The sequence below is a fragment of the Arthrobacter sp. 10T44 genome, from assembly GCF_056393885.1.
Window position 1 is genome coordinate 271134 of the sequence record NZ_JBFTGT010000003.1, and the last position, 25787, is coordinate 296920.

At 67.3% G+C, this 25787-nt stretch carries 22 protein-coding genes; 11 read left to right on the forward strand and 11 right to left on the reverse strand.

The window, feature by feature from the left end; genetic code table 11:
- Window positions 1–212 precede the first annotated feature (212 nt).
- Window positions 213–1331: a PrpF domain-containing protein gene (locus tag AC1DBL_RS07780; RefSeq protein WP_476925839.1), complete on the reverse strand. Its 1119-nt coding sequence runs from the start codon at window positions 1329–1331 to the stop codon at window positions 213–215.
- Window positions 1332–1584: 253 nt separating this feature from the next.
- Between AC1DBL_RS07780 and AC1DBL_RS07785 the strand changes: the two genes are divergently transcribed.
- Window positions 1585–2523: a LysR substrate-binding domain-containing protein gene (locus tag AC1DBL_RS07785; protein ID WP_476925840.1), complete on the forward strand. Its 939-nt coding sequence runs from the start codon at window positions 1585–1587 to the stop codon at window positions 2521–2523.
- A gap of 224 nt (window positions 2524–2747) precedes the next feature.
- Here AC1DBL_RS07785 and AC1DBL_RS07790 read toward each other — a convergent pair whose 3' ends face one another.
- Together AC1DBL_RS07790 and AC1DBL_RS07795 are read right to left on the reverse strand one after the other, a co-directional pair.
- Window positions 2748–4124 (reverse strand): FAD-binding oxidoreductase, encoded by a 1377-nt coding sequence (locus AC1DBL_RS07790; protein WP_476925841.1) that lies wholly within the window; start codon window positions 4122–4124, stop codon window positions 2748–2750.
- A 364-nt stretch (window positions 4125–4488) separates the two neighbouring features.
- Window positions 4489–5805 (reverse strand): GAF domain-containing protein, encoded by a 1317-nt coding sequence (locus AC1DBL_RS07795; RefSeq protein WP_476925842.1) that lies wholly within the window; start codon window positions 5803–5805, stop codon window positions 4489–4491.
- A 162-nt stretch (window positions 5806–5967) separates the two neighbouring features.
- Here AC1DBL_RS07795 and AC1DBL_RS07800 point away from each other — a divergent pair, with 162 nt between their 5' ends.
- The 3 genes from AC1DBL_RS07800 to AC1DBL_RS07810 all read left to right on the forward strand — a co-directional run bounded on the left by AC1DBL_RS07800 (window position 5968) and on the right by AC1DBL_RS07810 (window position 9445).
- Entirely contained in the window at window positions 5968–7758 is a 1791-nt protein-coding gene (locus AC1DBL_RS07800) for an NAD(P)-binding domain-containing protein (protein WP_476925843.1), read from the forward strand.
- A 96-nt stretch (window positions 7759–7854) separates the two neighbouring features.
- On the forward strand, window positions 7855–8910 hold the full coding sequence (locus tag AC1DBL_RS07805) for a 2,3-butanediol dehydrogenase (protein ID WP_476925844.1): 1056 nt from the start codon (window positions 7855–7857) through the stop codon (window positions 8908–8910).
- A 178-nt stretch (window positions 8911–9088) separates the two neighbouring features.
- Complete coding sequence (locus tag AC1DBL_RS07810; protein WP_476909788.1) at window positions 9089–9445, forward strand: hypothetical protein; 357 nt, start codon at window positions 9089–9091, stop codon at window positions 9443–9445.
- A 9-nt stretch (window positions 9446–9454) separates the two neighbouring features.
- Here the strand turns inward: AC1DBL_RS07810 and AC1DBL_RS07815 are convergent, their stop codons facing one another.
- The 5 genes from AC1DBL_RS07815 to AC1DBL_RS07835 all read right to left on the reverse strand — a co-directional run bounded on the left by AC1DBL_RS07815 (window position 9455) and on the right by AC1DBL_RS07835 (window position 13397).
- Window positions 9455–10459, reverse strand: a complete 1005-nt coding sequence (locus AC1DBL_RS07815; protein ID WP_476925857.1) for an NAD(P)-binding domain-containing protein — start codon at window positions 10457–10459, stop codon at window positions 9455–9457.
- On the reverse strand, window positions 10443–10721 hold the full coding sequence (locus AC1DBL_RS07820) for an NAD(P)-binding protein (RefSeq protein WP_476925845.1): 279 nt from the start codon (window positions 10719–10721) through the stop codon (window positions 10443–10445). The genes AC1DBL_RS07815 and AC1DBL_RS07820 overlap by 17 nt, the downstream gene beginning before the upstream one ends.
- Before the next feature lie 2 nt (window positions 10722–10723).
- Window positions 10724–11116 carry a TfoX/Sxy family protein gene (locus AC1DBL_RS07825; RefSeq protein WP_476925846.1) on the reverse strand — a complete coding sequence of 131 codons (393 nt, stop codon included), beginning with the start codon at window positions 11114–11116 and terminating at the stop codon, window positions 10724–10726.
- A 95-nt stretch (window positions 11117–11211) separates the two neighbouring features.
- Window positions 11212–12792, reverse strand: coding sequence for an alkaline phosphatase D family protein (locus AC1DBL_RS07830; RefSeq protein ID WP_476925847.1), 1581 nt, complete (start codon window positions 12790–12792; stop codon window positions 11212–11214).
- A gap of 152 nt (window positions 12793–12944) precedes the next feature.
- Window positions 12945–13397: a DUF4383 domain-containing protein gene (locus AC1DBL_RS07835; RefSeq protein WP_476925848.1), complete on the reverse strand. Its 453-nt coding sequence runs from the start codon at window positions 13395–13397 to the stop codon at window positions 12945–12947.
- Window positions 13398–13645: 248 nt separating this feature from the next.
- On the opposite strand from AC1DBL_RS07835, the gene AC1DBL_RS07840 reads away from it, so the two are divergent.
- Window positions 13646–14902: an NAD-dependent epimerase/dehydratase family protein gene (locus tag AC1DBL_RS07840; RefSeq protein WP_476925849.1), complete on the forward strand. Its 1257-nt coding sequence runs from the start codon at window positions 13646–13648 to the stop codon at window positions 14900–14902.
- A gap of 9 nt (window positions 14903–14911) precedes the next feature.
- Here AC1DBL_RS07840 and AC1DBL_RS07845 read toward each other — a convergent pair whose 3' ends face one another.
- A complete protein-coding gene (locus AC1DBL_RS07845; RefSeq protein WP_476925850.1) occupies window positions 14912–16198 on the reverse strand; it encodes an aminotransferase class V-fold PLP-dependent enzyme in 1287 nt (428 codons plus the stop codon).
- A 264-nt stretch (window positions 16199–16462) separates the two neighbouring features.
- Between AC1DBL_RS07845 and AC1DBL_RS07850 the strand changes: the two genes are divergently transcribed.
- The 3 genes from AC1DBL_RS07850 (at window position 16463) to AC1DBL_RS07860 (ending at window position 18859) form a co-directional block, all read left to right on the forward strand.
- Window positions 16463–17683: an acyltransferase family protein gene (locus tag AC1DBL_RS07850; protein WP_476917328.1), complete on the forward strand. Its 1221-nt coding sequence runs from the start codon at window positions 16463–16465 to the stop codon at window positions 17681–17683.
- Window positions 17684–17911: 228 nt separating this feature from the next.
- Entirely contained in the window at window positions 17912–18115 is a 204-nt protein-coding gene (locus AC1DBL_RS07855) for a cold-shock protein (protein WP_011690916.1), read from the forward strand.
- A gap of 279 nt (window positions 18116–18394) precedes the next feature.
- The gene (locus tag AC1DBL_RS07860; protein ID WP_441419462.1) at window positions 18395–18859 is read left to right on the forward strand and encodes a hypothetical protein; all 465 of its coding nucleotides are present in this window, start codon (window positions 18395–18397) and stop codon (window positions 18857–18859) included.
- 127 nt (window positions 18860–18986) lie between these two features.
- Here the strand turns inward: AC1DBL_RS07860 and AC1DBL_RS07865 are convergent, their stop codons facing one another.
- Entirely contained in the window at window positions 18987–20831 is a 1845-nt protein-coding gene (locus AC1DBL_RS07865) for an AfsR/SARP family transcriptional regulator (protein WP_476917327.1), read from the reverse strand.
- A 99-nt stretch (window positions 20832–20930) separates the two neighbouring features.
- Between AC1DBL_RS07865 and AC1DBL_RS07870 the strand changes: the two genes are divergently transcribed.
- Window positions 20931–21125: a hypothetical protein gene (locus tag AC1DBL_RS07870; RefSeq protein WP_441419460.1), complete on the forward strand. Its 195-nt coding sequence runs from the start codon at window positions 20931–20933 to the stop codon at window positions 21123–21125.
- Between the two features lie 84 nt (window positions 21126–21209).
- A complete protein-coding gene (locus tag AC1DBL_RS07875) occupies window positions 21210–22829 on the forward strand; it encodes an alkaline phosphatase D family protein (RefSeq protein WP_476925851.1) in 1620 nt (539 codons plus the stop codon).
- 118 nt (window positions 22830–22947) lie between these two features.
- Here AC1DBL_RS07875 and AC1DBL_RS07880 read toward each other — a convergent pair whose 3' ends face one another.
- Entirely contained in the window at window positions 22948–23841 is an 894-nt protein-coding gene (locus AC1DBL_RS07880) for a glucose 1-dehydrogenase (protein WP_441419458.1), read from the reverse strand.
- Between the two features lie 313 nt (window positions 23842–24154).
- Between AC1DBL_RS07880 and AC1DBL_RS07885 the strand changes: the two genes are divergently transcribed.
- Window positions 24155–25321, forward strand: coding sequence for a TerC family protein (locus tag AC1DBL_RS07885; RefSeq protein WP_476925852.1), 1167 nt, complete (start codon window positions 24155–24157; stop codon window positions 25319–25321).
- The last annotated feature ends 466 nt before the right edge of the window (window positions 25322–25787 follow it).

Consider the following 25787-nt stretch of genomic DNA (forward strand, 5'->3'; position numbering starts at 1 on the left):
GCGGCCGCGGGGTTGAACAGGCCACCTCCGAACAGGAGGGCGACCAGACCCAGGACGGCGATCGCGGCTACCGTCACCAGCAGGATACGGCGGCGCCGGTCCGGGCGCCGGGAGCGCTCGACGCGGGTGTCGCCGGGTGCGGCCCGGTGCGGCGCCTTTTCTACGGTTTCTTCTGCAGTCTTTTCTGCGATGTTAGTCATGATGCTTTCTCCTCATCGAGTAGCGCTGGCAAAGGAGGCGTCGACGGCGGTGCCGAGGGCCTCGGGAAGGTGGATGGTGGTGGTGGCGATGGTGCGGGCGGTGCGGTCGACGCCGACGAGCAGTTGCCCGTCCCGTTCCTCGCTCCAGGTTTCGATCACCCCGGCCGGGGTGCGCAGCCGCAGGGTGGCGCCGGCGGGGCCGCCGGTGATGTCGGCCAGCAGCGTGCCCGGGGTGCGGGCCGCGAGGGTCAGGGCGATGCTTCCGGTGATGGCCAGGGCCGGGTGCGGCTTGCCCATCGAGAGCATGACGACGGCGACGTCGGACTCGGCGTCGGACGGGGCGGGGGCGCCCACGACGGCGACCTTGGGGACAGCGCGGGCCGCCTCGCCGGGCGTCGCCGCGAGCCCCATCCGCACGGCGGCCTGGCGTCGGATGTGTTCCAGGGTGTCCAGCTGCAGGTCCAGTCCGGCGGTCCAGCTGGCGTGGCGCTCCGGGTCGAGTCCCAGCTCCTCGGCGCGCAGCATGACGACGGGGGCTCCGGCGTCGACCATGGAAACGGTCCAGCGGGTGCCGCCGGCGGTGATGGTGTCGGTGGCGGAGCCGGTGGGGAGCAGCCGGCCGGTGGTCTTGCCGGCCGGGTCGAGGAAGCCGAGCCCCACCCGGTAGCCCGGGAACGGGACGCCGGGCATCTGGGCCTGCGGGACGATCGGCAGGGCGCCGGCCGGCGTCGAGACCCGCTGGATGATGATCTGGCCGGTGTTGGTGTTGCGGGTGACGATCCGGGTGACGTCCCCGGTGGGGACCACCCAGCCCTTTTCGATGGCGTAGAGGCCAACCACTGCCGAGCAGTTCCCGCAGTTGCTGCCCCAGTCCACGGCGGCCTCTTCGATGCCCACCTGCGCGAAGGTGAATTCGACGTCGATGCCGGCGTCGGCGGGGCGGTGCAGGATCATCGCCTTGCTGGTGGTGGAGGTGGCGCCGCCCACCCCGTCGATCTGCCGGTGGTCGGGGCTGCCGAACAGCCGGGGCAGCAGCACGTCCGGGCTGGTCCCGGTTTCACCCAGCTGCTCCGTTTCGAAGACCCAGCATTTGCTGGTGCCTCCGCGCATCCACTCCGCTTCGATCTTCATGGTCTGTTCCTTGCTTCGGTTCTGCTTCGATCTGCCCCCCATGGTGTTCAAGGGCTTGATTCGAGATTGATCCAGATCACAAATGAAGACAAGGTTGGATTTCTGCAAGGGAGTGTAGCGATGCTTAATTCACTGCCACTGAGGCTTGCACGATCCCGCGGCGGGGGTTGCCGCCGTCGGAAATTGCTCCCGCCACCCCACGCAAGGGAGCGTGGATGTATAGAATGAACGGATTCAACAGAAGGGCCAAGCGTTGCTTAACGATCCTGATAAGGAATTGTTTGATGTCCGGCGCCTTGCTCTGCTGGTGGAGGTGGTGGAGCAGGGATCGATTACTGCTGCGGCTGAGCTGATGATGTACACGCCCTCCGCCGTTTCGCAGCAGCTGCGCAAACTCGAGCAGGAAGTGGGGCAGCCGCTCCTGAACCGCCGCTCCCGCGGGGTGGTGCCCACCGAGGCGGGGCAGATCCTCGCCGGCCACGCGCGCAAGGTCATCGGGCAGATGCGCGCCGCCCAGTCGGACCTGGACCAGATCGCCGGCCTCAAGCGGGGCTCGCTGACGGTTGGCACCTTTCCGACGCTCGCCGGCTCGTTCCTGCCGGTTGTCATCCGGGCCTTCAAGAAGAGGTACCCGGCGATCGGCCTGTCCCTCCGCAGCGCGCGGTTCGATGAGCTGGTGAGCGACCTGCAGTCCGGAGTGACCGGGCTGTGCCTGCTGTGGGACTACCCTTGGAACCGCTTTCACGACGATTCCATCCGGATCACGGAGGTTTTCCAGGAAAGCACGGTCCTGCTGGTGTCCCGCAGCCATCCGCTAGCCGACCGCGACGAGATCCGGATGGAAGAGCTCCGCAAGGAATCCTGGATCGTGCGGGCCGAGGCGCACCCCGTCGTCGAAGTGCTGCAGCGCTCCGCCCATGAAGCCGGCTTCGAACCGACCATCGGCTTCCTGGCCAACGACTACCAGGAAGCGCAGGCGATGGTGAGTGTCGGCATGGGCGTGGCCATGGTGCCGAAGACGGCCGTGGCCCTGCAGCACCCGGACGTCCGGGTGATCAGCCTCGGCGAGGCCGCGCCCCTGCGGCGGGTACTCCTGGCCCAACGCCAGGACAAGGTCTACGCCCCGGCAGAGGTCGCCTTCCATTCCACGTTGCTGGAAATCGCCCGCGAACGCGCCGGGGACTACCTGTAGGGAGGGCGCCCCCGAGACAACCGGTCCGCCAGCGCTCGCCGACCCGCCCGCGCTCCAGGACGACGTGGTCGCGGCCTTGCTGGTGCAGCACCCGACTCATTGCGAGCCCGGCCTGACCGCCGCCGATGACAACAATGTCCTGCTGCTCCCACATGCTCAGCTCCTGGGAACCGGTGACCCACCCGGCGCACCAACCGCATGCACTCGCCGGGTTGTTTGAAGTGTCAGCCTGCCGGCTTGATGTTTTGGTTGATGTGGAAGAGGTTGCCGGGATCGTACTTGGCCTTGACTTGGGCGAGGCGGGCGTAGTTCCCCGCGTAGGTGTCCTCGATGTGTGGCTGGTCGTCGGCGTCGAGGAAGTTCACGTAACCCGCACCGGAGCCGAGGGGGTGGAGTTCGGCATAGTAGTCGCGCACCCATTTCCTGTTGGCTTCATTGTCGGCCGGATCCTCCCAGTGGCAGGCAATGTCCACTGCAAAGTCGGCGTCGCGGTAGGGGAACGCGGTCTCGTCCCGCCCGACCCGCTGGACGGCACCGTTGATGGGATAGAAGTGGTTGGCCGTCTGGACGCTCGGAATGGCCTCGCCGAACTTCTCAGCGACACGGACGACGTCGTCGGTCAGGCGGGGCAGGAACGCGGACTTCCAGTAGGCCTGCAGGCCCTTGGGATACATGGGGTCGAAGAGTGTATTTAGCACCGTGTACGGAATGGGACCCAGGAAGGAGCCGGCGGCGGGCGCGACGTCGAGGAACGGCTGCCATTGACGCTCCCCTTCGTCGTGGGGGCCCGCCCAGCCGCCCACCAGTACCACCACGGGCTTTCCGTGATATTCCTCAGGCAGGAAGGGGACAGGCGGCCCCTGGTGGAAGCCCAGGAACACTCCCATTTCCTCCGGTGCGGTGGCGATGTAATCCCGGTAGAGCCGTGCCACCGCGTCGGCGTGCTCCAGAAGGTAGATGATCACTCCGCCGTAGAGAACATCCACCGGGTGAAGGTTGAACTCGAAGGAAGTCACGACGCCGAAGTTGCCGGTCCCGCCGCGCAGCGCCCAGAAGAGGTCCTCGTTTTGCGTGTCGCTGGCGACCAGGAACTTCCCGTCGGCGGTCACTACGTCCGCGGATTTCAGGTTGTCGCACGAGAGCCCGTACTTGCGGGCGAGGTAGCCGATGCCTCCGCCGAGGGTCAGTCCAGCAACGCCCGTTGATCCAATGATGCCTCCGGTGGTGGCAAGGCCGAAGGCGCACGTGGCGTGGTTGAAGTCTGCCCATGTCACTCCGGCTTCGGCCCGTGCTGTCGCATTGGCAGGATCCACGCGCACGCCCCGGCAGCCAGTGAAGTCGATGACGAGGCCGCCGTCGCAGGTCCCGAACCCGGGTGCGCTGTGGCCGCCGCCGCGCAGCGCCAGGTCCAATCCGGTGTCCCGCGCGAAGTTCACGCCTGCAATGACGTCCGCGACTTGCGACACGCGCAGAATGGCTGCGGGGCATTTGTCGATCATTCCGTTGAAGACGGCACGCGCGGTGTCGTAGTCCGCGTGATCGCTCGTGATGACCTGGCCCCGCACTTTCTCCTGGAGGGCCTGGAAAGAGCTGTTGTCCACCGTGTACTCCGATTCACCCGGGCCGGGCATGCCCGGGCAACTGGGCACGGCCGCTGGGTCGTGCCGGGTAATGGGTTTAGCAGCCGATGGGGCCCTGGGTCGTGGAGGGCAAAAGCCTATGCCGCAGGCTTCCACAGCGGCGGAGACCTAATGCACCTTGGCAACCCAGCATCGTTGCGCGGTTTGCCTTGGCGTGATTCCGAGACGGGGTTCGCCCTCGTCTCAACGGGTTACAGCACGGCTATTCGTAAATTACCCCCGCCCCATACGGCGGTCAATAACCTGTTGCGCGGCCCCCGCCTTGCCCCTTCGGCCAATGGGTTCTGCTTCGCCACCAGCCCCGGCAGCCTGTCTCCGGGCCCGGTCAGGCACCGGCGGAGGCGCGGAACGCCAGGTACCGCGGGTCGCCTCGACCCAGCAGCGCTCCCAGTACCTCCGCCGCCTCGGCGTCGGCGGATCCCATGTCCGTGGAGAGCCAGCGCATCAGGAGCCCGGGGTCGGCGCTGGCGCGTGCGGCCGATCCCACGGCCAGGTCCAACTGGTCCCGGAGCAGCTGGACCGCTAAAACGCCGGACCGGCTGAGGAGGGGAGCCCGGTAGGATTCCAGCGCTTCAGCCACCCGGCCCTCGCGCAGCTGCCCCAGCACACGCCCCGAGTCGGACCGGCCGGCCACGTCCGCCGCCAGCCGGTACGGGTTGGACAGCACCGCCTCGCCGAGCAGCGAGCGGAGCCGGAACATCTCGGTGCGGATGGCCTGCGGAGTCCCGGCGTCGCCGTGCAGTTCATAGGCCAGTTCCTCCGCCGCCCAGCCCTGGGCGCGGGAGTCCAGCAGCGCCAGGATCTCCGCGCGGCGCGGCGTCAACCTCACGCGGCTGCCGTCGGCCAGCACCGCCGCGGGCTTGTCGCCCAGCAGTTCCAGGGACGCCACCGCCGCCCTCGGCAGCGGGTCAACCGGGCCGCGAAGGCGCTCGCGGGGGCGCTGCCCGCCCGGGCCCGACGGCGCACCCGCGGAAGTCCCGCCGTCGGCCATCCCGCCGTCGGGCGTCCCCAGGAGCGACTCCGCCACCCGCACGGCGCACCGCACCATCCGCAGGGTGTCCGCACTGATCGTGTCCAGCGGCCCCGAGACGTCCAGCACCCCCAGCACCCGCCCGGTCGCCGGATCCATGATGGGCGCCGCCGAACACGCCCACTCGTGGTGCGTGCGGACCAGGTGCTCGGCGGAAAACAGCTGCACCGGGCTACCGGTGACCAGGGCCTCGCTGATGGCGTTGGTGCCGATCCCGGCCTCGGACCAGTCGGCCCCTTCCAGGAACTCCAGCCGGTCAGCCTGCCGCAGGACGGCCGGGCTGCCCACCCGCCACAGGATCTCGCCGCTGGCATCGGTCAACACCAGCAAGTGCCGGCCGCTCCTGGAATCGTCGGCCAGCAGCTCATGCAGGGCCGGCATCACGCGCTGCAGCCGGTGCTCCCGCCGGAGTTCCAGCACCTCGGACACCTCGTGCAGGTGGCGCGGGCTGTGCTGGTCCGGGCTGATGCCCAAGGCCATGGCCCGGTGCCATGAATCGGCCAGGCTGGCGGGGATTTCGGGGCGCGGGACACCGGAGATGACGAGTTCATGTGCGCGGCGCAGGGTCCGTGCATACCGTGCCGGGTCAGAGAACCTCAGGCCGTAGTCCACTCAGCTCCTCCCCGCAGTCGGCGGCAGTGCCGGACCGGTGGGCGTGTAACGCGGCTGTTACCCCCGGCGCGCTCCAATGGTGATGCAGCTCACGCTCGCCCCAGCATATCGCAGGGTACCGGCGGGACGGGGCTCACCTGGCAACATCACAAAGGAGTGGAGATGACCGGAACACCAACCGCTGCCGCGCAGGCCTGGCTGGCGCGCTTTGATGACGCGCTGCAACGGCGCGACGTGGATGCGGCACTGGAGCTTTTCGAGGATGACAGCTACTGGCGCGACTTCGTGGCGTTCACCTGGAACCTGAAGACCCTCGAGGGTAAGGCGGACATCCGTCGCATGCTGGAAGCGACACTGGAACGCGTACAGCCCGCGGGCTGGGCGCTCGCGGAGGACGCCACCGGGGACGCCGACGCCGTGGAAGCCTGGATCACGTTCGAGACCGGCGACGCCCGCGGCTACGGCCACCTCCGGCTGCGGAACGGCAAGTGCTGGACGCTGCTGACCACCATGCAGGAGCTGAAGGGCTTCGAGGAGAAGAAAGGCCCGCGCCGTGAGCAGGGCGTGGCCCACCAGATCGTCCGCGGCCGCCGGTCCTGGCTGGAACTGAAGGAAGAGCAGGAGGCCCGGCTCGGCTACGAGGAGCAGCCGTACTGCGTGATCATCGGCGGCGGGCAGGGCGGCATCGGCCTCGCCGCCCGGCTGCGGCGCCTCGGCGTGCCCACCATCATCATCGAGAAGAACCAGAACCCCGGCGACTCCTGGCGGAACCGCTACAAGTCCCTGCACCTGCACGATCCCGTCTGGTACGACCACCTGCCGTACCTGAAGTTCCCGGACGACTGGCCGGTCTTCGCCGCCAAAGACAAGATCGGGGACTGGCTGGAGCACTACACCCGGATCATGGAGCTGAACTACTGGTCCGGCACCGAGTGCGTGGGAGCGGCGTACGACGACGGCGCGCAGGAATGGACGGTCGACGTCGTCCGCAACGGCGAACCGGTGACGCTGCGGCCCAAGCAGCTGGTGTTTGCCCTGGGCGTCTCCGGCTACCCGAGCATCCCCGCCTTCGACGGCGCCGAAAGTTTCCTCGGCGAGCAGCGCCACTCCTCGCAACACCCCGGCGGCGGGGACTGGACGGGCAAGAAGGCCGTGGTGATCGGCTCGAACAACTCAGCGCACGACATCTGCGCGGATCTCTGGGAGCACGGCGCCGACGTCACCATGGTGCAGCGGTCCTCCACCCACATTGCCCGCAGCGAGTCGCTGATGGACCTGGCGCTGGGTGATCTCTACTCGGAGCGGGCGCTCGCCAACGGCATCACCACTGAGAAGGCGGACCTGTTGTTCGCCTCGCTTCCCATGCGGGTGCTGCCCGGCGCGCAGGTACCGGTGTACCAGCAGATGGCCGAGCGGGACGCGGAGTTCTACTCCCAGCTCGAGGCCGCCGGCTTCGACCTGGACTTCGGCGTGGACGGGTCCGGCCTGTTCGTGAAGTACCTGCGGCGCGGCTCGGGCTACTACATCGACGTCGGCGCTTCCCAGCTGCTCATCGACGGGCGGGTGAAGCTGAAGTCCGGCCAGGTCGCCAAGATCACCGGCAACGCCGTCGTGATGGACGACGGGACCGAGCTGGAGGCGGACCTTATTGTCTACGCCACCGGTTACGGCTCGATGAACGGCTGGCTGGCGGACCTGGTCTCTCCCGAAATCGCGGACAAAGTAGGAAAATGCTGGGGATACGGCTCGGATACGCCAAAGGACCCTGGTCCATGGGAGGGTGAGCTGCGCAACATGTGGAAGCCGACCAATGTACCCAGCCTGTGGATCCACGGCGGCAACCTGCACCAGAGCCGGCACTACTCCGCCTACCTGGCCCTGCAGCTGAAGGCCCGGATGGAAGGACTCGAAACGCCTGTTTACGAACTGCAGCCAAGTCACCACACCCGCTGACCGGGCTCAATCGGCGGCCGCCGGCTGGACCCGACCGGCGGCCACCGGCCGGCCCGGTGAAACCCCATATCCGTTCCACTGATTGGAAGGACCATCATGAAGGCAGCACGTTTCCATGGCCGCAAGGACATCCGGATCGAGGACGTCCCGGAGCCGGAGCTCCGGGCCGGCGCGGTGAAGATCGACGTCGCGTGGTGCGGGATCTGCGGCACTGACCTGCACGAATACCTGGAGGGCCCCATCTTCTGCCCGGCGCCGGGGCACCCGCACCCGCTCTCGCACGAGGAGTCACCGGTGACCCTGGGGCACGAGTTTTCCGGGACTGTGTCCGAGGTCGGCGACGGGGTGGAGGGCCTCGCGGTGGGGGACAACGTCGTCGTCGAACCGTATTTTGTGGACGGCGACTGCGACATGTGCCAGGCCGGCAGCTACCACCTGTGCCGGCAGATGGGCTTCATCGGGCTCTCCGGCGGCGGTGGCGGCCTGAGCGAGAAGATCGTGGTGGATCAACGGTGGGTGCACCCGATCGGCGACATCCCGCTGGATGAGGCGGCCCTGATCGAGCCGCTCTCCGTGGCCCACCACGCGGTGGCGCGCAGCGGCGCCAAGGCTGGCGACGTGGCCCTGGTGGGCGGGTCGGGCCCCATCGGGCTGCTGACCGCGGCCGTCCTCAAGGGCATGGGCGTGACGACGATCATCAGCGAGCTGACGCAGGCGCGGAAGGAAAAGGCCCTCTCCAGCGGGGTGGCGGACCACGTGCTGGACCCCAGCCTGGAGAACGTCCCGGCCCGGGTGCTGGAACTCACCGGCGGCACCGGCGCGGACGTGGCCTTCGAATGCGCCGGCGTGAACGCGGTGCTGGACACCATGCTCGACGCCGTCCGGCCCGGGGGAGTGGTGGTCAATGTCTCCATCTGGGGCGCGCCCGCCACCGTGGACATGCAGAAGCTGGTGCTCAAGGAGATCGAGCTGCGCGGCACCATCGCCTACGTCCGGGACCACCCCGCCGTGATCAGGATGGTGCAGGACGGCAAGGTGGACCTCAAGCCCTTCATCACCGGAAGGATCGCGCTCGACGACCTCGTGGAACAGGGCTTCGACACCCTGATCAACCACAAGGACACAGCGGTGAAGGTGCTGGTGCATCCGTAGGGGCCGGGACCCTGTGCGGTGCGCCGGGCGTTGCCGGGACTATGCGGGCCCCGGCAACGCTGCGGGTTGGGTGGCTCCGGGCCCCATGGCGCCGCCTGAAGCTGGCTCGGCGGAGAGCTTCTGCGCCGGGTAACAGTCGGGTGTTCCCATCCCGGGTCTGGGTTGGAACAATGCTGCCATGGCACGAATTCTTGGGTTCCTGTTGTTCCTGGCCGTGGTGGTCTACGTGATCGCCGCAACGTGGCTGTTCGTCCTCGCGCTGGTCCTGACCGTGGCGATCGTCAAACATGTACGCACCCGGCACCGCGTCGCCCCGCGGGCCGCCCCGGCAGCGAAGCTCCACCACAACGCTCCAGCCGTCCCGCGCGCTATCCCGAGCCCCGCCCCGGCTCCGGCGCCGGCCTATCTGTCCCGGTGGTCGGTCCAGCGCCGGTGGGTCGTCGCCGGTGACAAGGACGACTGGGACCAGGCCTTCCGGGACGCCGAGCTTCGGGCGCAGGTTTGCGCCGCCGGACCGGGGGCCTCCCGGAGGTAGCGCGCGCCGTCACCGCCCCGCGATGTGCTCCGCCACGAACTTCGCGTCGTCGCCCACCACCGATAGCGTGGCCGACAGGTGCTTCGTGAGCCAGGGCAGGCCCACGGCATAGAGACCCGGGACCTCAGTGACGCCCCGGCGGTGCCGCGGGTAGTTCCACTCGTCCAGCACGGGCGCGTCGAGGAAGCCAAAGTCCAGGCCGTAGCCGGTGCACCAGATGACCGAGGTGACGCCCTCGGCAGCCAGGTCGAGCCGCGCCCCCGAATCTGCGGGCAGCCAGTCGTCCGCCGGCGCGGGTTCCGCGGGCGGGGCGTCGATGCCTGCCGCGGCGATGTAGGCGTCGGCCATCCGCCCAAGGCGCTCGCGGAACCCCGCCTCCACCAAGGCGAGGCGTGCGGGGAGATCGTCGCTGAAGACGAGGCTGCCGTCGTCCGTTCCCTCGAACCGACCGTGCAGGCGGACGCCCCGGCGGCCGAGGTCGCGGAGGTGGATGCCATGGCCGCCGCCGTTGCCGGAGATCAGCGGGTTGCACATGAACCGCGCGGCCGGTGACGGCAGATGGTCCGCCTGGAGGCCGTTGATGCCGAATTCGGGGCCGTGGAGGTTGACCTGCAGAATCCACTGGAAAACATCCTGGCCGCGGTACCGCCGCGGAGCCTCGGGGCAGGTGGAGACGGACAGGTGGACCTCTCGGCCGGCATCGAGCAGGTCCTCGGTGATCTGCCCGCCGGGCTGCCCGGTGCCTACCACCAGCACGGCGCCGTCGGGAAGCTGCTGCGCGTTGCGGAAGTCGTGGCTGTGCAGCTGGCGGATGTGCCCGGGGAGATTGCCTGCCGACGCCGGAATCCGCGGACGCTGGAAGGCGCCGTTCGCGAGGACCACGTTCCGCGCGAGCCAGCGGCCCTGATTGGTCTCCACCGTGAAGCGTCCGTCGACGACGCCGACCCGGGTCACCTCCGTGCCGAGCCGGACCGGCGCCTTGATCCGCGCGGCGTAGTCACGGAACAGCCCGATGACCTCGTCCCGGGGGAGGAAGGCGTCCGGTTTCGGGCCCGTCGTAGCTCAGTTCCGGCAGCAGGAACGAAAAGTTCGGGGTGTTCAGGAAGAACGAATCCCAGCGGTCCTGCCAGCCGCCGCCAAGCTCCGCCCGCTGCTCCAGCACGTAGTGGTCGACGCCGAAGCGGCTCAGCCAGCAGCTGGTCGCCAGGCCCGACTGTCCCGCGCCGATCACCAGGGTGTCGGCCGACTGGACGGGTCCCGCACCGGGGGAGGGCATGGCTACTTCCTCGGCACTTTCGGTGCCTTGGAGGCTTTGGGCGCCTTGGGCGGCAGCCCGGCCACGTACTCGAACGCCTTCTCCACCCAGGCCCTGGCGCGCTCCTCGCCGGTGCCGCCGCCGTCGCCGTTCCAGGTCTCCGGCAAGCCGGTGTAGCCACCCATGGGGCGTTCGGCCGGCCCGAACGGTACGGTCCGCTCGGTGCTTTCGAGCGTCTCCTTGTCCGTCTCGGAGAGCTTCACGCCGATGGTGGGACCGAACAGGCCGGCCAACATGTTGCCGTTCACGAACGCCCCGAGGTTGCCGAACATCGGCTTGACCACCACCTCTGGCAGGTGCGGCATCACCGCGCGGAAGCGGGACTTGTCGGCGTCGGACGCTTTGGGCATTTCCATGCGTACCTCCCGGAACTGGGGGGCCATTGAACGGGTCTTTCTGCAGGATATGCCCGCGGCCGCGCCCGGTACAGGCCGCCGGTGTTCTGCCCCCGCTACTGCAGCCCCGGCACCCCGTCCCGGATCTCAAACGACGCTTTCGTGCTCACCGGTGCGCCCGGCGTCGTGACGTAGTCCAGCGTCCGGAAGGCGGCGGTCATGGCGTCCTTGGTGATGCGGGTGTTCACGTAGCCGCGGTTGTCGTTGTAGAACTTCAGGTGCGGGTTCCAGTCCATCGTGGCGTCCGTGGTGGAGCCGGTTCCATTGCCGGTCGAGGTGATCGAGGTGCACACCAGTTCGGAGCCGACCACGGGGGAGGCCGGGTCCTTGTAGTCCACCTTGACGTCGTTGGCCCAGTTGCGGTGCACGTCGCCGGTCAGGACGACGGCGTTCCGCACGTCCGCGTCCACCCAGCCCTGCGTGATGCGGCGGCGTGACGCGGCGTAGCCGTCCCAGCCGTCCATGGAGACGTCGTCGATCTCCGGTGCCTGGTTCCGGTCCCGCTCGGCGAAGAACACCTGCTGGCCCAGAATGTCCCAGCGCTGCGTGGAGTTCCGGAACCCCTCCAGCAGCCACTTCTCCTGCTCCGCGCCGGTGATGGTGCGGTCCTCCGCCAGGCGCTCGGTAACGTTCTTCCGCCATCCGTCGCCGGCGAGCTGGTCGTCGCGGTACTGCCGGGTATCCATCATGTGGAAGTTGGCCAGCTGGCCCCACTGCAGCTTCCGGTAGATCTTCATATCGGCACCCGCCGGCACGGACGGGCGCCGCAGCGGCATGTTTTCGTAGTAGGCCTGGAACGCGGCCGCCCGGCGTTGCCGGAAGTGCCCGGTGGTGTCGTTCAGCTGCCCGGCATCGCGGTTCTCCGGGACATCGTCCGCCCAGTTGTTGTCCACCTCGTGGTCATCCCACACCACCAGCCACGGCGCCACCGCGTGCGCTGCCTGCAGGTCGGCGTCGGCCTTGTACTGCGCGTGCCGCTGTCGGTAGCCGGCCAGGTTCACCGTCTCCGGACCTGCGTGGTCGCGCGGGTTGCCGCCGCCGATCACGTAGCTGTCCTTTTTGTACTCGTACAGGTAGTCGCCCAGGTGCAGCACCAGGTCCGGGTGGTCCTGGGCCAGCCGTGCGTAGGCGGTGAAGTAACCGTGCTCGTACTGCGCGCAGCTGGCGAACGCCATGGCCAGCGCCGCGGGCGTCTCGTGCGGTGCCGGGCTGGTCAGCGTCCGGCCCACCGGGCTGATGTGCCGGCCGGTGCGGAACCGGTAGAAGTATTCGCGGCCCGGCCGCAGGCCTTTCAGCTCCGCGTGCACCGAGTGCGCGGTCTCGATCCGGGCGTGCTCGACGCCGCGGGCCACCACCGTGCGCATGCCTGCGTCCTCCGCCACTTCCCACGCCACCGCGACGTTGCGTGCGGGCATCCCGCCCAGCCCGTCCCCGGCCACCGGGTCCACCGCCAGCCGGGTCCAGATCACGAAACCGTCCGGCCACGGCTCGCCGGAGGCGATGCCGAGCCGGAACGGATCGGTGCGGAGACCGGCGTCGTCCGCGGTGGAAACGGCGACGGCGGCCCCCGGCCAGGCGGCGACGAGCCCCGCTCCGAGGCCGGCGGAAAGAACGGATCTGCGCGAAATGTTGTCCATGCCCGCCACGCTATTCACGCCGGATTGACCCAATCCAAGGAAGACATGAATGGGCAGTTAACTGCGTGACAAGACCTGACACGACAACCGCGCCCGCCGGGTTCCGGCGGGCGCGGTTGTCGTGGAGGCGCGGTGCTCCGTGCGGCGCTGGCTTAGGCGTGTGCCTTGGCGCGGCCCTTGGTGAGGATGATTGCCAGCGCGATCATGCCGGCGCCGAGCACCAGGTGCAGGATGTTGTCCAGGCTGTTCAGCGGCACGAAGTCGCCGGCCGAATCTTCGGGAACTACCAGGCCGTACACGAACAGGACCAGGTAGATGACACCGCCGTAGAGCAGGAAGGAGCGGGCGCCGGTGGCGGTACGGGCCAGCAGCAGGCCGGCGGCGCCGAAGAGCAGGTGGACGATGTTGTGCAGGACCGAGACCTGGAACAGTCCCAGCAGCATGGCCTCGGAGTGGTGGCCGGCGAATTGCAGCGTCTCGTAGTTGCTGGTGATGCCCGGGACGAAGCCCAGGATGCCGACCAGCAGGAAGACGGCGCCGACGGCGAGGCTCGCCTTCTGGACGGTGGTGCGGGCTGCGGTCCGGTTGTGGGTCGTGGTTGTCATGCTGGCTCCTTGGGTGCGGGCTTGCGGTGAGGGAGCGACCTGTGGTTCGGCCGTTCCGATGCTTATGCCAGCAATTCGGAGGACATTGAGCGGCGGATTGCTCCATCCGGTGGATTTTGCTCCGGGAGCAGCAAGGCGAGTGAATCCTGCGGGACTACTCCCGTGCGACCGGTACGTCCCTTCCGCTGACACAAAGCATTGACTCATGGGCAGTGTTTGCTCTACGTTCTCGAATTACGGAAGCACTCATGCATTTTGTAAAAGCGGAAAGCGTGATTTTCATGGGGTCAGCCATGATTGAGACGAACGACAATATGCTCATGATTCTTGGCGGTGACGGGTATTTGGGCTGGACGCTGGGACTGGCCTTGGCCAACCGCACCGGCCGGCAGGTGGTTCTGGTGGATAACCTCATCAAGCGCCGCTGGGAAGAAGAGGCTGGGGCCAAGGTCCTGGTGCCACTCCGGAGCCCCGAAGCGCGCATCGCCGAATACGAACGGATCTTCGGGAAACAGAATCTTTCATTCGAGAATGTCGAACTCCTGGACCCGAAGGCTGTTGAGAAGGTAATTGCGAAGTACCGGCCCGCCGTCGTCATCAACGGGGCCCAGCAGCCCTCCGCGCCGTTCTCAATGAGTAGTGCGGAGAATGCGGCAGCCACCTTTACGAATAATATCGTCGGCCACCTCAACGTGCTGTGGGCTATCGCGCACCTGAGCAGAGCCACTAAATACATCAAGCTTGGCTCCGGAGGCTGCTACATGGCCACCGACACCGGTGCGGTCCCGCTCGGTAAGCACGACTTCGCTTTCGAACATGAAGGCCGGCAGCACAAGGTCCTGCAAAGCTTCCTTCCGATGCAAGCCACCGACTTTTACCATCAATCGAAGATCACTGACCTGCTGATCGATGACCTTTGTTCCAAAATGTGGGGCTTGAAGGTCATGACAGTCCAGCAAGCCACCATCTTTGGCGCGACAATTCCGGAAAACCATTCACCTGAGCGCGGCGGACTGGCCGCCAGATTCAATTACGACGCCGTCTTTGGCACTGTCATCAACCGCTTTGTCTGCCAGGCCGTCGTCGGTCATCCCCTCACTGTTTACGGCGACGGGACCCAGAAGACCGGCCTGATCAGCCTGACCGACACGGTCGACAACTTCCTCAAATTGATCGACCTCGACGTCGAGGCCGGTGAACACCTGATGGTGCACAACTTCACCCATCGTCTGAGTGTCGGTGAAATAGCCCAAAAACTCGCAGAAATCGATTCCTCGGTCAAAATCGAGCATGTCACCAACCCCCGCCAGGAAGCGACCGGCAAGCTGGAACCCCACGTGGAAGTGCATGAGGCAATCAGGGCCTGTCACAGGGACCTGGAGGCCCGGCTGCAGGCAGAATTGGCCGCCATGCTCGAGTTCACGCGACGCTACAAAGACAACATCGAGCCGTCCATCATCATGCCAAGAGTTAATTGGTCGCCCAGGCAAGCCGCTGCCCGCTAAGCCTGCCCTTTAAGCCCTTGGCCGCCGCACCGCCCCGGCCCCGCCCGCCAAACCGTTGCCCATACCACCCGCTGGCGGGATCACAGTCGGCGTGACCCGCGACCACCTGCGCGAACCATAGCTCCTACCACCGTCGAGGAATTCTCGGGTGAGACGGGCCAAAACCTCGACGTCTTCCAGCTTGGACTCGTGGATGAAGGAGATTCGGGCCACGTCCTGGAGGGGCTTTAGGTAGACGCCCCGTTCCGTCAGGAATCCGCATAGGCCGGCCGGATCAGGGATGCGTAGCGAGACGATGTTGCTTTGATGCGTGCCGTGATCAATGAAGTCCAGGTTGTGTTCGTGCAGAATACCCTTGATCCCCGCCAGGAGCTCAAGGTTTTTCTGTTCGATGGCGCCCATCCCGATGGCGTTGGTTTCCCGGAGCGCTGCATGGAGTGCCGCCAGGCCGCTGACATTTTGGGTCCCATCCTGAAACCGGGCGGCCGTACTTTTGAGCACGTAGGAATTCTCGTCGAAATGTTCCACGCTGCGAATGCCCGCTTTGCTGTCACGCAGGAGGGGCATGACGTTCCGGTTGACGTACATGAAGCCGATCCCCATGCCGGCGCGCAGATACTTTTGGCCGCCGCACACCAGGATGTCCACCGGGGTCCTGGTTAGATCAATCCTCCGCGCACCAACGTGCTGGACGGCGTCGACAACCAGGAAGATGCCCAGGCCGCGGCACTTGCGCGAAAGTAAGCCGAGGGCCGGCATGAATCCGTCGTACTGCTGGGCCGAGGAGATGCTTATGGCCCTTGTTCGCGGGCCGATGCTCTCGAGCAAACGCAGGAACGCGCCTTCATTGTCGCGGCCCGTAATTACCCTCACCGTCACGCCGTCGTGGCGCTTGCGCAACCACGGCAGCAGATTCGCGGGATATTCGTTGCCGAGCACCAGTACCTCATCGCCCCGCTGCAGCGGCAGGGCCTCACTCGCCATAATGATGCCCTCGGTCGTATTTTTTAGGTACGTGATTTCTTCAGCCGCACAATTGACCAGCCGTGCGGCTTCGGTGGCCATGTCGTCTGCCAGTGTGTCGTATTGGTAGAGCACTTCGGGGGGCCCGTAGAGGTAAAAATCCGCCATGAATGTGCGTGCGGCTTCATAAGCGGCCCGGCTCATCGGCGCAACGGTGGCATAGTTGAACAGTATTTTCTCGGATATCGGTGTGGGGCCCTTGCGGACTGGGCCGCGGAGCGCGGCCGCCTCGATTGCCTGCGCAGTGGAGGCCAGTGTCGCACCCTTACGCATGGTTGCCTCCCCGCTTGGCACCTGTACCTCGACCCGTACCGAGTGAAGCTCAAGTTATAGGCGCGGTGATCCCGTGTCACGAGTAGTCATTACCCGGAAAGCGCCCGGTTTCAGAGGCCATGTCGCTGCGTGTCCGGGAGGATGTGCCCGGGAATTTTCCGTCGGGAACCAGACTGCGATGGTCCGCGACGAGGGCGCGAATCCATGCCCGCGAGCAAACACCAGCCACCCGCCCCAATGTAACGAACTGGTAACATAGGGCTGATGCCGAATCAGTCTGGTCAAAAACGAGTCACCCAATTGGACGGCCTCCGCGGGATAGCCGCCCTGGTGGTCATCGCCTGCCATTTGCTCTCCACGCTCCCGGGAATCGGGAACGTGGTCTTCGATGACCGGTCCGCACCACTGGACGCTGCGGGGCACTGGGCGGTATTTTCCCCGCTGCACGTCCTTTGGAACGGCACTCCCGCGGTCCACGTCTTCTTTGTGCTGTCCGGCTTTGTCCTGATCCTGCCGTTCACCCGTGGGGACAAGGCCACCCGCTGGACCACGTACTACGCCAAGCGATTGCTGCGTCTCTACCTGCCAGCCTGGGCGGCCTTAGCCGTGGCGGTCGCGCTGGTCGTGACTATCCCACGCACAGTGTCTTCGCTGCAGAGCTCCTGGGCGAACATGTACGTCACCGACCCCAGCGTGGGCCAGGTCGCCAAGGACGGCCTGCTTCTGTTGGGCGCGAGCACCATCAACACCCCGCTGTGGACCCTCCGGTGGGAGGTCTTGTTCTCCCTGCTGCTGCCGGTGTACGTCTTCGTTGCCCTCCGCTGGCGGCGCTTCTGGCACCTGAAGCTCGGCATCGTCGTGGCCCTGGCCGCGGTGGGCGCGGTGCAGCACATCGATTGGCTGATCTACCTGCCCATTTTCGCCATCGGCGCGATCCTCGGTGCCGAGCGCGAACGGATCCGCGAGCTGACCCGCTCGTGGCCGCGCTTCGTCTGGCTGCCTGTCACCGCCGCCGGCCTGGTCCTGGCTAACGCAGAATGGTTCAGCCCCGCCAAACCGGTCGACGGCGTCGAGGCGCTGGTAACGGTCGGCGCGACGTTGCTCGTCCTGGTGTTCCTGCTGTCCGGCTCCGCGAAGAAGCTCGGAGACACCGCCGTTGCCCAATGGCTGGGCCGGATCTCCTTCAGCCTCTACCTGGTGCACCTGCCGATCATCCTGGCCGGCGTCACCCTGCTACAGTCAGTCTCGCTTCCGCTGGCGCTCGCCGTCTCCGCGGTTGCCTCGTTCGCGGTGGCCGAACTGTTCTACCGCTTCGTGGAGCAGCCCGCCCAGCGCCTCTCCATAGCCGCAGGACGGGCCGTGGAGAGACGGCTCGGCGGCCGCCGCGACCGCGCGGATCCCCCGGCGGAACCGGGCATCGCGCACGAGGTGGGAACGACGTCGTCGGCAGCGGACCTCGGCCGGACGCGGCAATCCGTCTCGTAAGTAGGTGCGCGGCGGGGGCGTCCCAAACGGTGCCGATGATGACGAGTGGTAATCCTCCGCCCATCCGTCCTGTAGAGTAGTTCTTGTTGTTGTGTTTATGCAGTTCGTAGTTCAGGCAGTACGCACGGTCGAAAGCCCGTGTTCTTCTGAAGCAGCGGTTTTGAGCACCCCAAACAGGAGGACCCGAAAGTCGGGACAGTTCCTCCACCTTCACGAAGGACAAAAATAATGGCTACTGGTACCGTCAAATGGTTTAACGCTGAAAAGGGCTTCGGCTTCATTTCCCCCGATGACTCCTCACAGGACGTTTTCGCGCACTACTCCGCGATCAACTCCTCCGGCTTCCGCTCCCTCGAAGAGAACCAGAAGGTCTCCTTCGAAACCGAGCAGGGCCCCAAGGGTCCTCAGGCCACCAACATCCAGGCTATCTAATTTCCTTAGATACCCGGAACCGTTAGGTTTCTAGCAGGGCCCGTCTTCGGACGGGCCCTGCTTTTGTTTAACCCGGATGTGCCAAGCGTGCCCAAGTAGCTCGCGGTTGTTGTCGTTTTGAGGCCCCAAAACGACAACAACTGCGAGTCAGTTGGGGGAGCGCCGCGTATCCGAACCGCACACCCTAGACACCGTCCACGTGCGGGAGCATCCTGTTGCTGTCCGCGTTCGCCACCACGCGGCCCCCAGGGATTGGCGAGGGAAGCTGGCACAAGGATCATGAGCGAATCACCAGACGCCCGGCAGAAACTGTCCGACCGGATCGACGAGAAGCAACGCGCCGTCCGCGCCTACCTGGCCCGCGAACGGCCCCGCCGGAACCGGCTCTCCAACGTCAGCATTGTGGGCAGCGGACTGGCCGCTGCACTCACCGCCGGCCCCGCGGTGGGCGGCACGGGATTCACCCACGCCACGGCAAACCTGCTCTCGCTCAGCGAGGACTCGATCGTCTGGCGGGTGCTGTGCTTGCTGGCCGTGATCCTCTCCGTCGCCGCCGCGCTGTCCACCAACTTCGCCACCTCGCGTGCCGTCGCGGACCGGGTCAGCGCCGCCGAAACCTGCAGCGCCCAGCTCGAAAGCCTCGCCGTCTCCCTGGACATCGGCCACATCGACGTCGACGAAGCGGTCAAGCTCTACCAGCAGTACGCCGGCCAGGTCCCGTTCGTGGAAACCGCGCACGCGTGAAGGCTGCCTTGCTGCCGATGCCCTGTCAGTTATGGCTGGTCTGAGCCCGTCGGAACAGCCAAAGCTGATAGAGCATCCGCCTCGCACCAACCGTTTTCCCCATCGGAAGCGCCCGACGTCGGCCGCCTCACCCGGCCCGGTGCCCCGCCTGCCGCCGCGCCACCCACCCGGCCAGCACCGGGTTGTCGATCTCCTTCGCCAGCCACTGCGCGGATTCGGCGGCGCCCGCATCGCCGAGGGCCGCCCGGTGCGACTGCGCCCGCACGGCAAACTCACGCATCCCGGACCGGCTGGCCAACGCACCCAGCCGGTCCGCGAACTCGGAGGCCCGCGGCGAACCCGAGGCCAATGCCACTTCCGCCGCCACGTCCAGCAGCCGGGCCGAGTACCAGAGGTACCACGGGCTGGGCGCCATGCCCCGGCCCACCCAGTGTTCGGCGGCGGCCAGATCGCCGTGTGCCAGGAACAGCCGCGCCTCGGCCCCGGCCGCGAGGGCCATGTAGCAGTGGTCACCGGCCAGCTCCGCCATCACCCAGGACCGGTCGATCAGCGCTGCCGCCTGCTCGAGCTCCCCTGCCGCCAGATACGTCTCGCCGCGCAGCCCGGCCACGAACGGCTCGAACGCCGTCCAGTGTTCCGCGGCCACCCCGGCCAGGGCCCGGTCCAGGCACGCCCCGGCCGGGCCAAGTTCGCCACGGATGAGGTGGACCCGGCCCAGCAGTGCCTCCCCGAACGCCTGCTGCCGCCGGTTCCCGGCCTCCGCGGCGAGCCGCACCGACTCGGTCAGAGCGGCCACCGCATCTGCGTAGCGCGCGGTGTCCGAGGCCAGCATGCCCTGGATTGCCAGGATCCTCGACTGCTCGTCCGGGAACCCCCTCGCGGCCCGCATCGCCCGCTCCAGCCAGCCGGCGGCCCGGTCCGGCACACCGCGCTGCACCGCCAGGTAGCCCAGTTCCCGGTACGCGGCAGCAGCGGTGCGGGAGCCGCCGTCGGGCGCCTCCGCCGTCAGCGCGCGGTGTAGGAAGTCCGCCACCTCGGCGCCGCGGCCGCCCGCTTGGTGGATGACCGCCCCGGCCAGTGTCACCAGCGACTCGGCCAGCAGGTGTCGTTCGCCCGCCCGCTGGGCCAGTTCGACGGCGAGGCGCAGCTGCGCCAGCCCGCGGTCCACCGCGCCGGCCGAGAGCGAGGCTGCACCGGCGTCGAGGTAGGACCGCACGGTGGCAGCGTTCGCCGGGGTACCGGAATCCGCGGCGGTCCCCGGTTCCGAGAGCGCCCGGAGGACCTCCTCGGGCAGCGGCAGCCCAAGCTCCGCGCGGTACAGCTCGCCGAACTTGGTGACCTGCTCGCGGGCGCGGCGCTGCTCACCGAGGGCCACCAGCGCCTTGACCAGCACGGCGGTGCAGTCGGTGTTGAACGGATCCCGCTGCAGCGCCCGGGATGCGAGGGCGGAGGCGTCCGCCGGGGCGCCGGCCGCCAGCGCCGCCAGCGCGGCGTCGTAGAGCAAGGACTGCAGCGCGTTCTCAATCCGGTAGCGCTGGTCCGCGAGCCAGGATTCAAACACCGGGCTATCAGCAAAGTTCAGGCCTTCCAGCAGCTGGCCTTCGAACCGACGCGGATCGACGTCACGGCCCCCTGTCGAACCCAGGAGCTCCAGCACGTCGCAGCGCCAGCCCGGCTGCAGCTCCAGCCGCAGGGGATCGCCCGCGATCGCCGCGCCGCCGAGCACCCGACGCAGCTCGGAGAGGTTCCAGCGCAGCGCGCCGAGGGGATCCGCGGCGTCGGGAAACAGGAGCGCGGCGGTCCGCGCGCGGCCAACGCCGGCCGGGTTCAGGGCGAGGTAGGCCAGCACCGCCCACGCCTTGCGGCCGCGGGGCTGCGGGGGAGCCCCGCCCGCGGAGTCAAGGTCCGTGGGTGCTGGGTCAGGGGGTTCGATCCGGGGCGGGCCGAGGAGCCGAATCCAGGTGTCGGCCATACCGAATTTTACCGCCGGAACGTCCTCACACGCCTGCTCACACGGTGCCCGCAGACACTGAAGCCATCCACCCGCCACCCACCACCGAGGTGCATCACCATGGAAGTACTTGCAGTCCTGCTCGCCGGATCCGCCCTGGTCGCGATCCCCGGCACGTTCGTCGCCATCCTGCGGGACGGCCACGGCCACACCCCGGAGGTCCGGTCCGACGAACCGTGGAAAGCCGGCAACCTGCCGAGCGAACCCTACGCGTCGGCGAACCGGGCCTTCCCGCCCACCCTCTGGTTCCGGTAGGCACCAGCGCCGGGCAATCCACTGGCCCGGCGCTGTTCACGCTCCCGCCACCACCGGTTTACGCGGGCAGTCAAGGATGGCACCATGACTGATTTCACCCGCCGCAATGTCCTCAAAGGTGCCCTGGCCGCCGCCGGCGCAGCCGCCGTCGTACCCGCAACGGGCGGAGCGGCCAGCGCCGCCCGGCCCGCTGGCGTCGCACTGGTCCGCAACCGCCTGACCCTGCCCTCCGGCATCGCCACCGGCGATGTCACCACCGGCTCCGGTGTGCTGTGGTCCCGCGCGTCGGGCCCCGGCCGGCTGGTGGCGAACCTGCTGGCCGTCGACGACGACGGGTCCCCGCTCCGCGGCGGCCGCGCCTTCCGGCGGGTGCTGCGGGGGAGCGCCGCCAGTGAGGCGACCGACTTCACCGCCAGGATCAACGCCGAACACCTGCCCGCCGGCACCCGTTTCGCGGTGAGCCTGCACTTCGAGGACGCCGACGGCAACGCCGGCGAGGCCGCGCGGGGATCGTTCAGCACCGCACCGGAGACCGGGCTGCTGCACAGTGGCCGCGCCGCCCGCGGCCAGAGCTTCGTCTGGAGTGGCGACACCGCCGGCCAAGGCTGGGGCATCAACGAGGAGATCGGCGGGATGCGCGGCTACGCGGCCATGCACGCCACAGCGCCGGACTTCTTCATCCACTCCGGCGACACGATCTACGCCGACGGGCCGATCAGCGCGCAGGTGACCGAGCCGGACGGCAAGATCTGGCGCAACCTCGTCACCGAGGAAGTGTCGAAGGTGGCCGAATCGCTCAACGAATACCGCGGCCGGCACCGCTACAACATGATGGACAGGAACGTCCGCGCCCTCTACGCGGAGGTCCCGGTGATCGCGCAGTGGGACGACCACGAGACCCACAACAACTGGTACCCGGGCCAGATCCTCACCGACAGCCGCTACACCGAACGCCGCGTGGACGTGCTCGCCGCCCGCGGCCGGCAGGCCTGGCAGGAGTACCAGCCCATCGCCGGGGTCAGCGCCGGCCGCACCGGCTTCGAACCGGCCCGGATCTACCGGAAGATCAGCCGCGGCCCGCAGCTGGACATCTTCTGCCTGGACATGCGCACCTACAAGGACGCCAACACGGACGGCAAGGAACGGCAGCTGACGCACATCCTGGGCCAGGAGCAGGCCGACTGGCTGATCCGCGAAGTCAGCAAATCCAAGGCCACCTGGAAGGTCATCGCCAACGACCTCCCGCTGGGGCTGGTGGTGCCCGACGGCCCGGTCAACCAGGAATCGCTCTCCAACCGCGACGCCGGCGCCCCCTTGGGCAAGGAACTCGAGCTCGCCGGGGTGCTCTCCGCGTTCAAGCGCAGCCGGGTTAAGAACGTAGTCTGGCTGACGGCCGACGTGCACTACTGCGCCGCGCACCACTACGCGCCGGAGCGGGCCGCGTTCACCGACTTCGACCCGTTCTGGGAATTCGTCGCCGGGCCCATCAACGCCGGCAGCTTCGGACCCAACGCCCTGGACGGCACGTTCGGGCCGGAGGTGAAGTTCTTCAAGGCCGGCGCCTACGCCAACGAATCCCCGCGCAGCGGCGAGAGCCAGTACTTCGGCCACGTGGACCTGGGCGCCGACGACGTCTTCACCGTCACCCTGCGCAACGCCAATGGTGCTGTGCTGTGGAGCAAGGCCCTGCAGCCGGAGCGGTAGCGCTGGGAGCGGGCTGGCGTCGGCGTCGCACTTGGGTGGGCGGGCCGGCGTCGTAAACACGAGTGGGCCCCTCCCGGAAAGTCCGGGAGGGGCCCACTGGCGTGAACGGAGACGGCGCCTACGGCGTCGGCATGCCGCCGTTGACGTTGAGCGTCTCGCCGATGACGTAACTGGACTCGGACGAGGCGAGGAACACGTACGCCGGCGCCAGCTCGGCCGGCTGGCCGGCGCGGCCCAGCGGGGTCTCCTTGCCGAACTCCGGCAGGTCCTCGGTGGGCTGGCCGCCGCTGGCCTGCAGCGGGGTCCAGATGGGGCCGGGCGCCACCGCGTTCACCCGGATGCCCTTGGGTGCCAGCTGCTGGGCCAGGCCCTTGGTGAAGTTGTTGATCGCCGCCTTGGTGGAGGCGTAATCCACCAGGGTTTCCGAAGGGCTGTAGGCCTGGATGGAGGTGGAGTTGATGATGCTGGAGCCGGCCGGCAGGTGCGGCAGCGCCTCCTTGGTCAGCCAGAACATCGCGTAGACGTTGGTCTTGTAGGTGTGGTCGAACTCGACATCGGTGATGTCGCCGAGCGCCTTCTGCGCGACCTGCTTGCCGGCGTTGTTGACCAGGATGTCCAGGCCGCCGAGTTCCTTGACAGCGGTTTCGACGAGCTCCCGGCACACTGCCGAATCCTTCAGATCGCCTGGCACCTTGACCGCCTTGCGGCCGGCCTTCTCGATCAGGTTCGCGATCCGGGTGGCGTCCTCTTCCTCCTCGGGAAGGTAGGACATCACGACGTCGGCACCCTCGCGGGCGAAGGCGATCGCGGTCGCGGCACCGATGCCGGAGTCCGCGCCGGTGACGAGCGCCTTGCGGCCCTCCAGCCGGCCGGTGCCGCGGTAAGTGTCCTCGCCCAGATCCGCCTTGGGCGTGAGCTTGGCGTCCAGGCCGGGCTCCGGCTGGCTCTGCTCGGGCGGCTCGATCTGCTCGTACGCCGTAACGGGGTTCCTGAACGTGTACTGGTCAGTCATAGTTCTCCTCCGAAAGGTTGCGTTCCGCCCGGTACCTTTTGCAGGGCCGGACATCGACGGCGGGTGGATCCCACAACACGCTAAGCATGCTTAGTAATTACCCTAGCCAGTTCGGGGGAGCGGATGCAACGGGGATGCTCTGCCGACCATTGTCGGCAGAGGTGAAGTGTGTTTCACTTTTTAGGTGGAGGGGAGTATCCCCCAAATGTTCCGTCGTCAGTACGGCCGCCCCTGAGCGGCCCGGCGGGCAGGCCCCTTGGGGCCGGGAGAGACCTCCAGTTGGTGTTGACTGACTGGAAGCGGGTGCTCTTCGATGAATGTTCCTCTGTGGGCCTGGTTGGCCGTCCTTGGCGTGATCGTCCTGATGTTGGCGGTGGACCTGTTCGCCCACCGCAAAGCGCATGTGATCGGCGTCCGTGAAGCGGCGTTGTGGTCCGCCGTCTGGGTCGCCTTCGGCGTCGGATTCGGCGCGCTGGTGTGGCAGCTGTACGGGGCCGAATTCGGCCAGCAGTACTTCGCCGGGTACCTGATCGAGAAATCCCTGGCGGTGGACAATGTCTTCATCTGGGCGATCATCTTCACGTATTTCGCCGTGCCCCGTGAGTACCAGCACCGGGTGCTTTTCCTCGGCGTGCTGGGCGCCCTGGTGTTCCGCGGCATCTTCATCGCCGCGGGCTCCGCCATCATCGCCAGCGCCGGGTGGGTGCTCTACCTCTTCGCGGCGTTCCTGCTCTTCACCGGCTACCGGATGATCCGCCAGCGCAACGACCACCCGGAGCCGGCGAAGTCTCGGGCGCTGAAACTTTTCCGCCGGTACGTGCCCATGACCGACAAGTTCCACGGGCAGAAATTCCTGGTCCGCAAGAACGGCCTGGTGCTGGCCACCCCGCTGCTGGCCGTCCTGGCCCTGGTCGAGGTTACGGACATCATTTTTGCCGTCGATTCGATCCCCGCGATCTTCGCCGTCACCGACGAGGTGTTCCTGGTCTTCACCGCCAACGCCTTCGCGATCCTTGGCCTCCGTGCCATGTACTTCCTGCTCGCCGACCTGATCCACCGGTTCATCTACCTCAAAATCGGACTGGCGCTCGTGCTGGTCTGGGTCGGTATCAAGATGCTGCTCAAGATCGACATCTACTACATCCCCACCCCGCTGTCGCTGGGCGTCATCGCCACAATTCTCGGCGTGTCCATCGGCGCAAGCCTTTGGGCCACCCGCGGCCAGGAGCGCAGGGCTCCCGCGGGGCCGGCCCACGCTCCGTTCGGGACCGCCACGGCCGCGGAAGTGGCGGAGCTGGAACCGCTGTGGCGGCGGGGCCGTTCGGGTGCGAAGGCAGCGGCGTCAACGACAACGACAACGACGACGACGACGCGTGGCGGGGAGGCGGGGAAGCCCGGCGCCGGCGAAGCCGGCGGCGACCCGCATGCGGCGGCACCCGACGCCGTCCCGCCCGCGCCCGCAGAGAGTGAGGGCAAGTGAACGACGGCGTGCAACGGGCTGATCGGATTGGTTTCACCCTCCGCCGTGGCGGGGCCGGCATTCCGACTGTGACCCACTCCACAGAAGTCCGACGTCGAACGGCTGGGCGCTTTGACCCCGCCGCAGGGGCTGAAACGCGCGGATTTCCGGGGGTTGTGGCGCGGGGAGGTGCTTGCGGGGGCCGATTTGTATGGGGTCGGGTTGGTGTGTAAAGTAGTTCGAGTCGCCGCCGCTGAAGCGGAAAGATAGCGACCGACCCCCTGATAAACGGCCTGGAAAACGGCGCGGAATGTTGCGCGCTGTATAAGGGTGGGGACCCCCTGTGGAATTGTGAATGGCGGAAACGCCGGTTTGCAAAGCTTCATGGATTCGGGTAAGTTTGAAAAGTTGCTCCGGAGCGATCCTGGACCGTTGGGTTTGGGTGGTGCCGGGTGTGTCTGTTGTTTGAGAACTCAATAGTGTGCCA

Bases quoted from the DNA above. Each gene is read 5' to 3' on its own strand.
- AC1DBL_RS07835 (WP_476925848.1), bottom strand. From the start codon at position 13,397: ATGACAACCACGACCCACAACCGGACCGCAGCCCGCACCACCGTCCAG.
- AC1DBL_RS07850 (WP_476917328.1), top strand. From the start codon at position 16,463: ATGCCGAATCAGTCTGGTCAAAAACGAGTCACCCAATTGGACGGCCTC.
- AC1DBL_RS07805 (WP_476925844.1), top strand. From the start codon at position 7,855: ATGAAGGCAGCACGTTTCCATGGCCGCAAGGACATCCGGATCGAGGAC.
- AC1DBL_RS07780 (WP_476925839.1), bottom strand. From the start codon at position 1,331: ATGAAGATCGAAGCGGAGTGGATGCGCGGAGGCACCAGCAAATGCTGG.
- AC1DBL_RS07855 (WP_011690916.1), top strand. From the start codon at position 17,912: ATGGCTACTGGTACCGTCAAATGGTTTAACGCTGAAAAGGGCTTCGGC.
- AC1DBL_RS07810 (WP_476909788.1), top strand. From the start codon at position 9,089: ATGGCACGAATTCTTGGGTTCCTGTTGTTCCTGGCCGTGGTGGTCTAC.
- AC1DBL_RS07880 (WP_441419458.1), bottom strand. From the start codon at position 23,841: ATGACTGACCAGTACACGTTCAGGAACCCCGTTACGGCGTACGAGCAG.
- AC1DBL_RS07885 (WP_476925852.1), top strand. From the start codon at position 24,155: ATGAATGTTCCTCTGTGGGCCTGGTTGGCCGTCCTTGGCGTGATCGTC.
- AC1DBL_RS07820 (WP_476925845.1), bottom strand. From the start codon at position 10,721: ATGCCCTCCCCCGGTGCGGGACCCGTCCAGTCGGCCGACACCCTGGTG.
- AC1DBL_RS07840 (WP_476925849.1), top strand. From the start codon at position 13,646: ATGCATTTTGTAAAAGCGGAAAGCGTGATTTTCATGGGGTCAGCCATG.
- AC1DBL_RS07860 (WP_441419462.1), top strand. From the start codon at position 18,395: ATGAGCGAATCACCAGACGCCCGGCAGAAACTGTCCGACCGGATCGAC.
- AC1DBL_RS07870 (WP_441419460.1), top strand. From the start codon at position 20,931: ATGGAAGTACTTGCAGTCCTGCTCGCCGGATCCGCCCTGGTCGCGATC.
- AC1DBL_RS07825 (WP_476925846.1), bottom strand. From the start codon at position 11,116: ATGGAAATGCCCAAAGCGTCCGACGCCGACAAGTCCCGCTTCCGCGCG.
- AC1DBL_RS07830 (WP_476925847.1), bottom strand. From the start codon at position 12,792: ATGGACAACATTTCGCGCAGATCCGTTCTTTCCGCCGGCCTCGGAGCG.
- AC1DBL_RS07875 (WP_476925851.1), top strand. From the start codon at position 21,210: ATGACTGATTTCACCCGCCGCAATGTCCTCAAAGGTGCCCTGGCCGCC.
- AC1DBL_RS07865 (WP_476917327.1), bottom strand. From the start codon at position 20,831: ATGGCCGACACCTGGATTCGGCTCCTCGGCCCGCCCCGGATCGAACCC.
- AC1DBL_RS07800 (WP_476925843.1), top strand. From the start codon at position 5,968: ATGACCGGAACACCAACCGCTGCCGCGCAGGCCTGGCTGGCGCGCTTT.
- AC1DBL_RS07845 (WP_476925850.1), bottom strand. From the start codon at position 16,198: ATGCGTAAGGGTGCGACACTGGCCTCCACTGCGCAGGCAATCGAGGCG.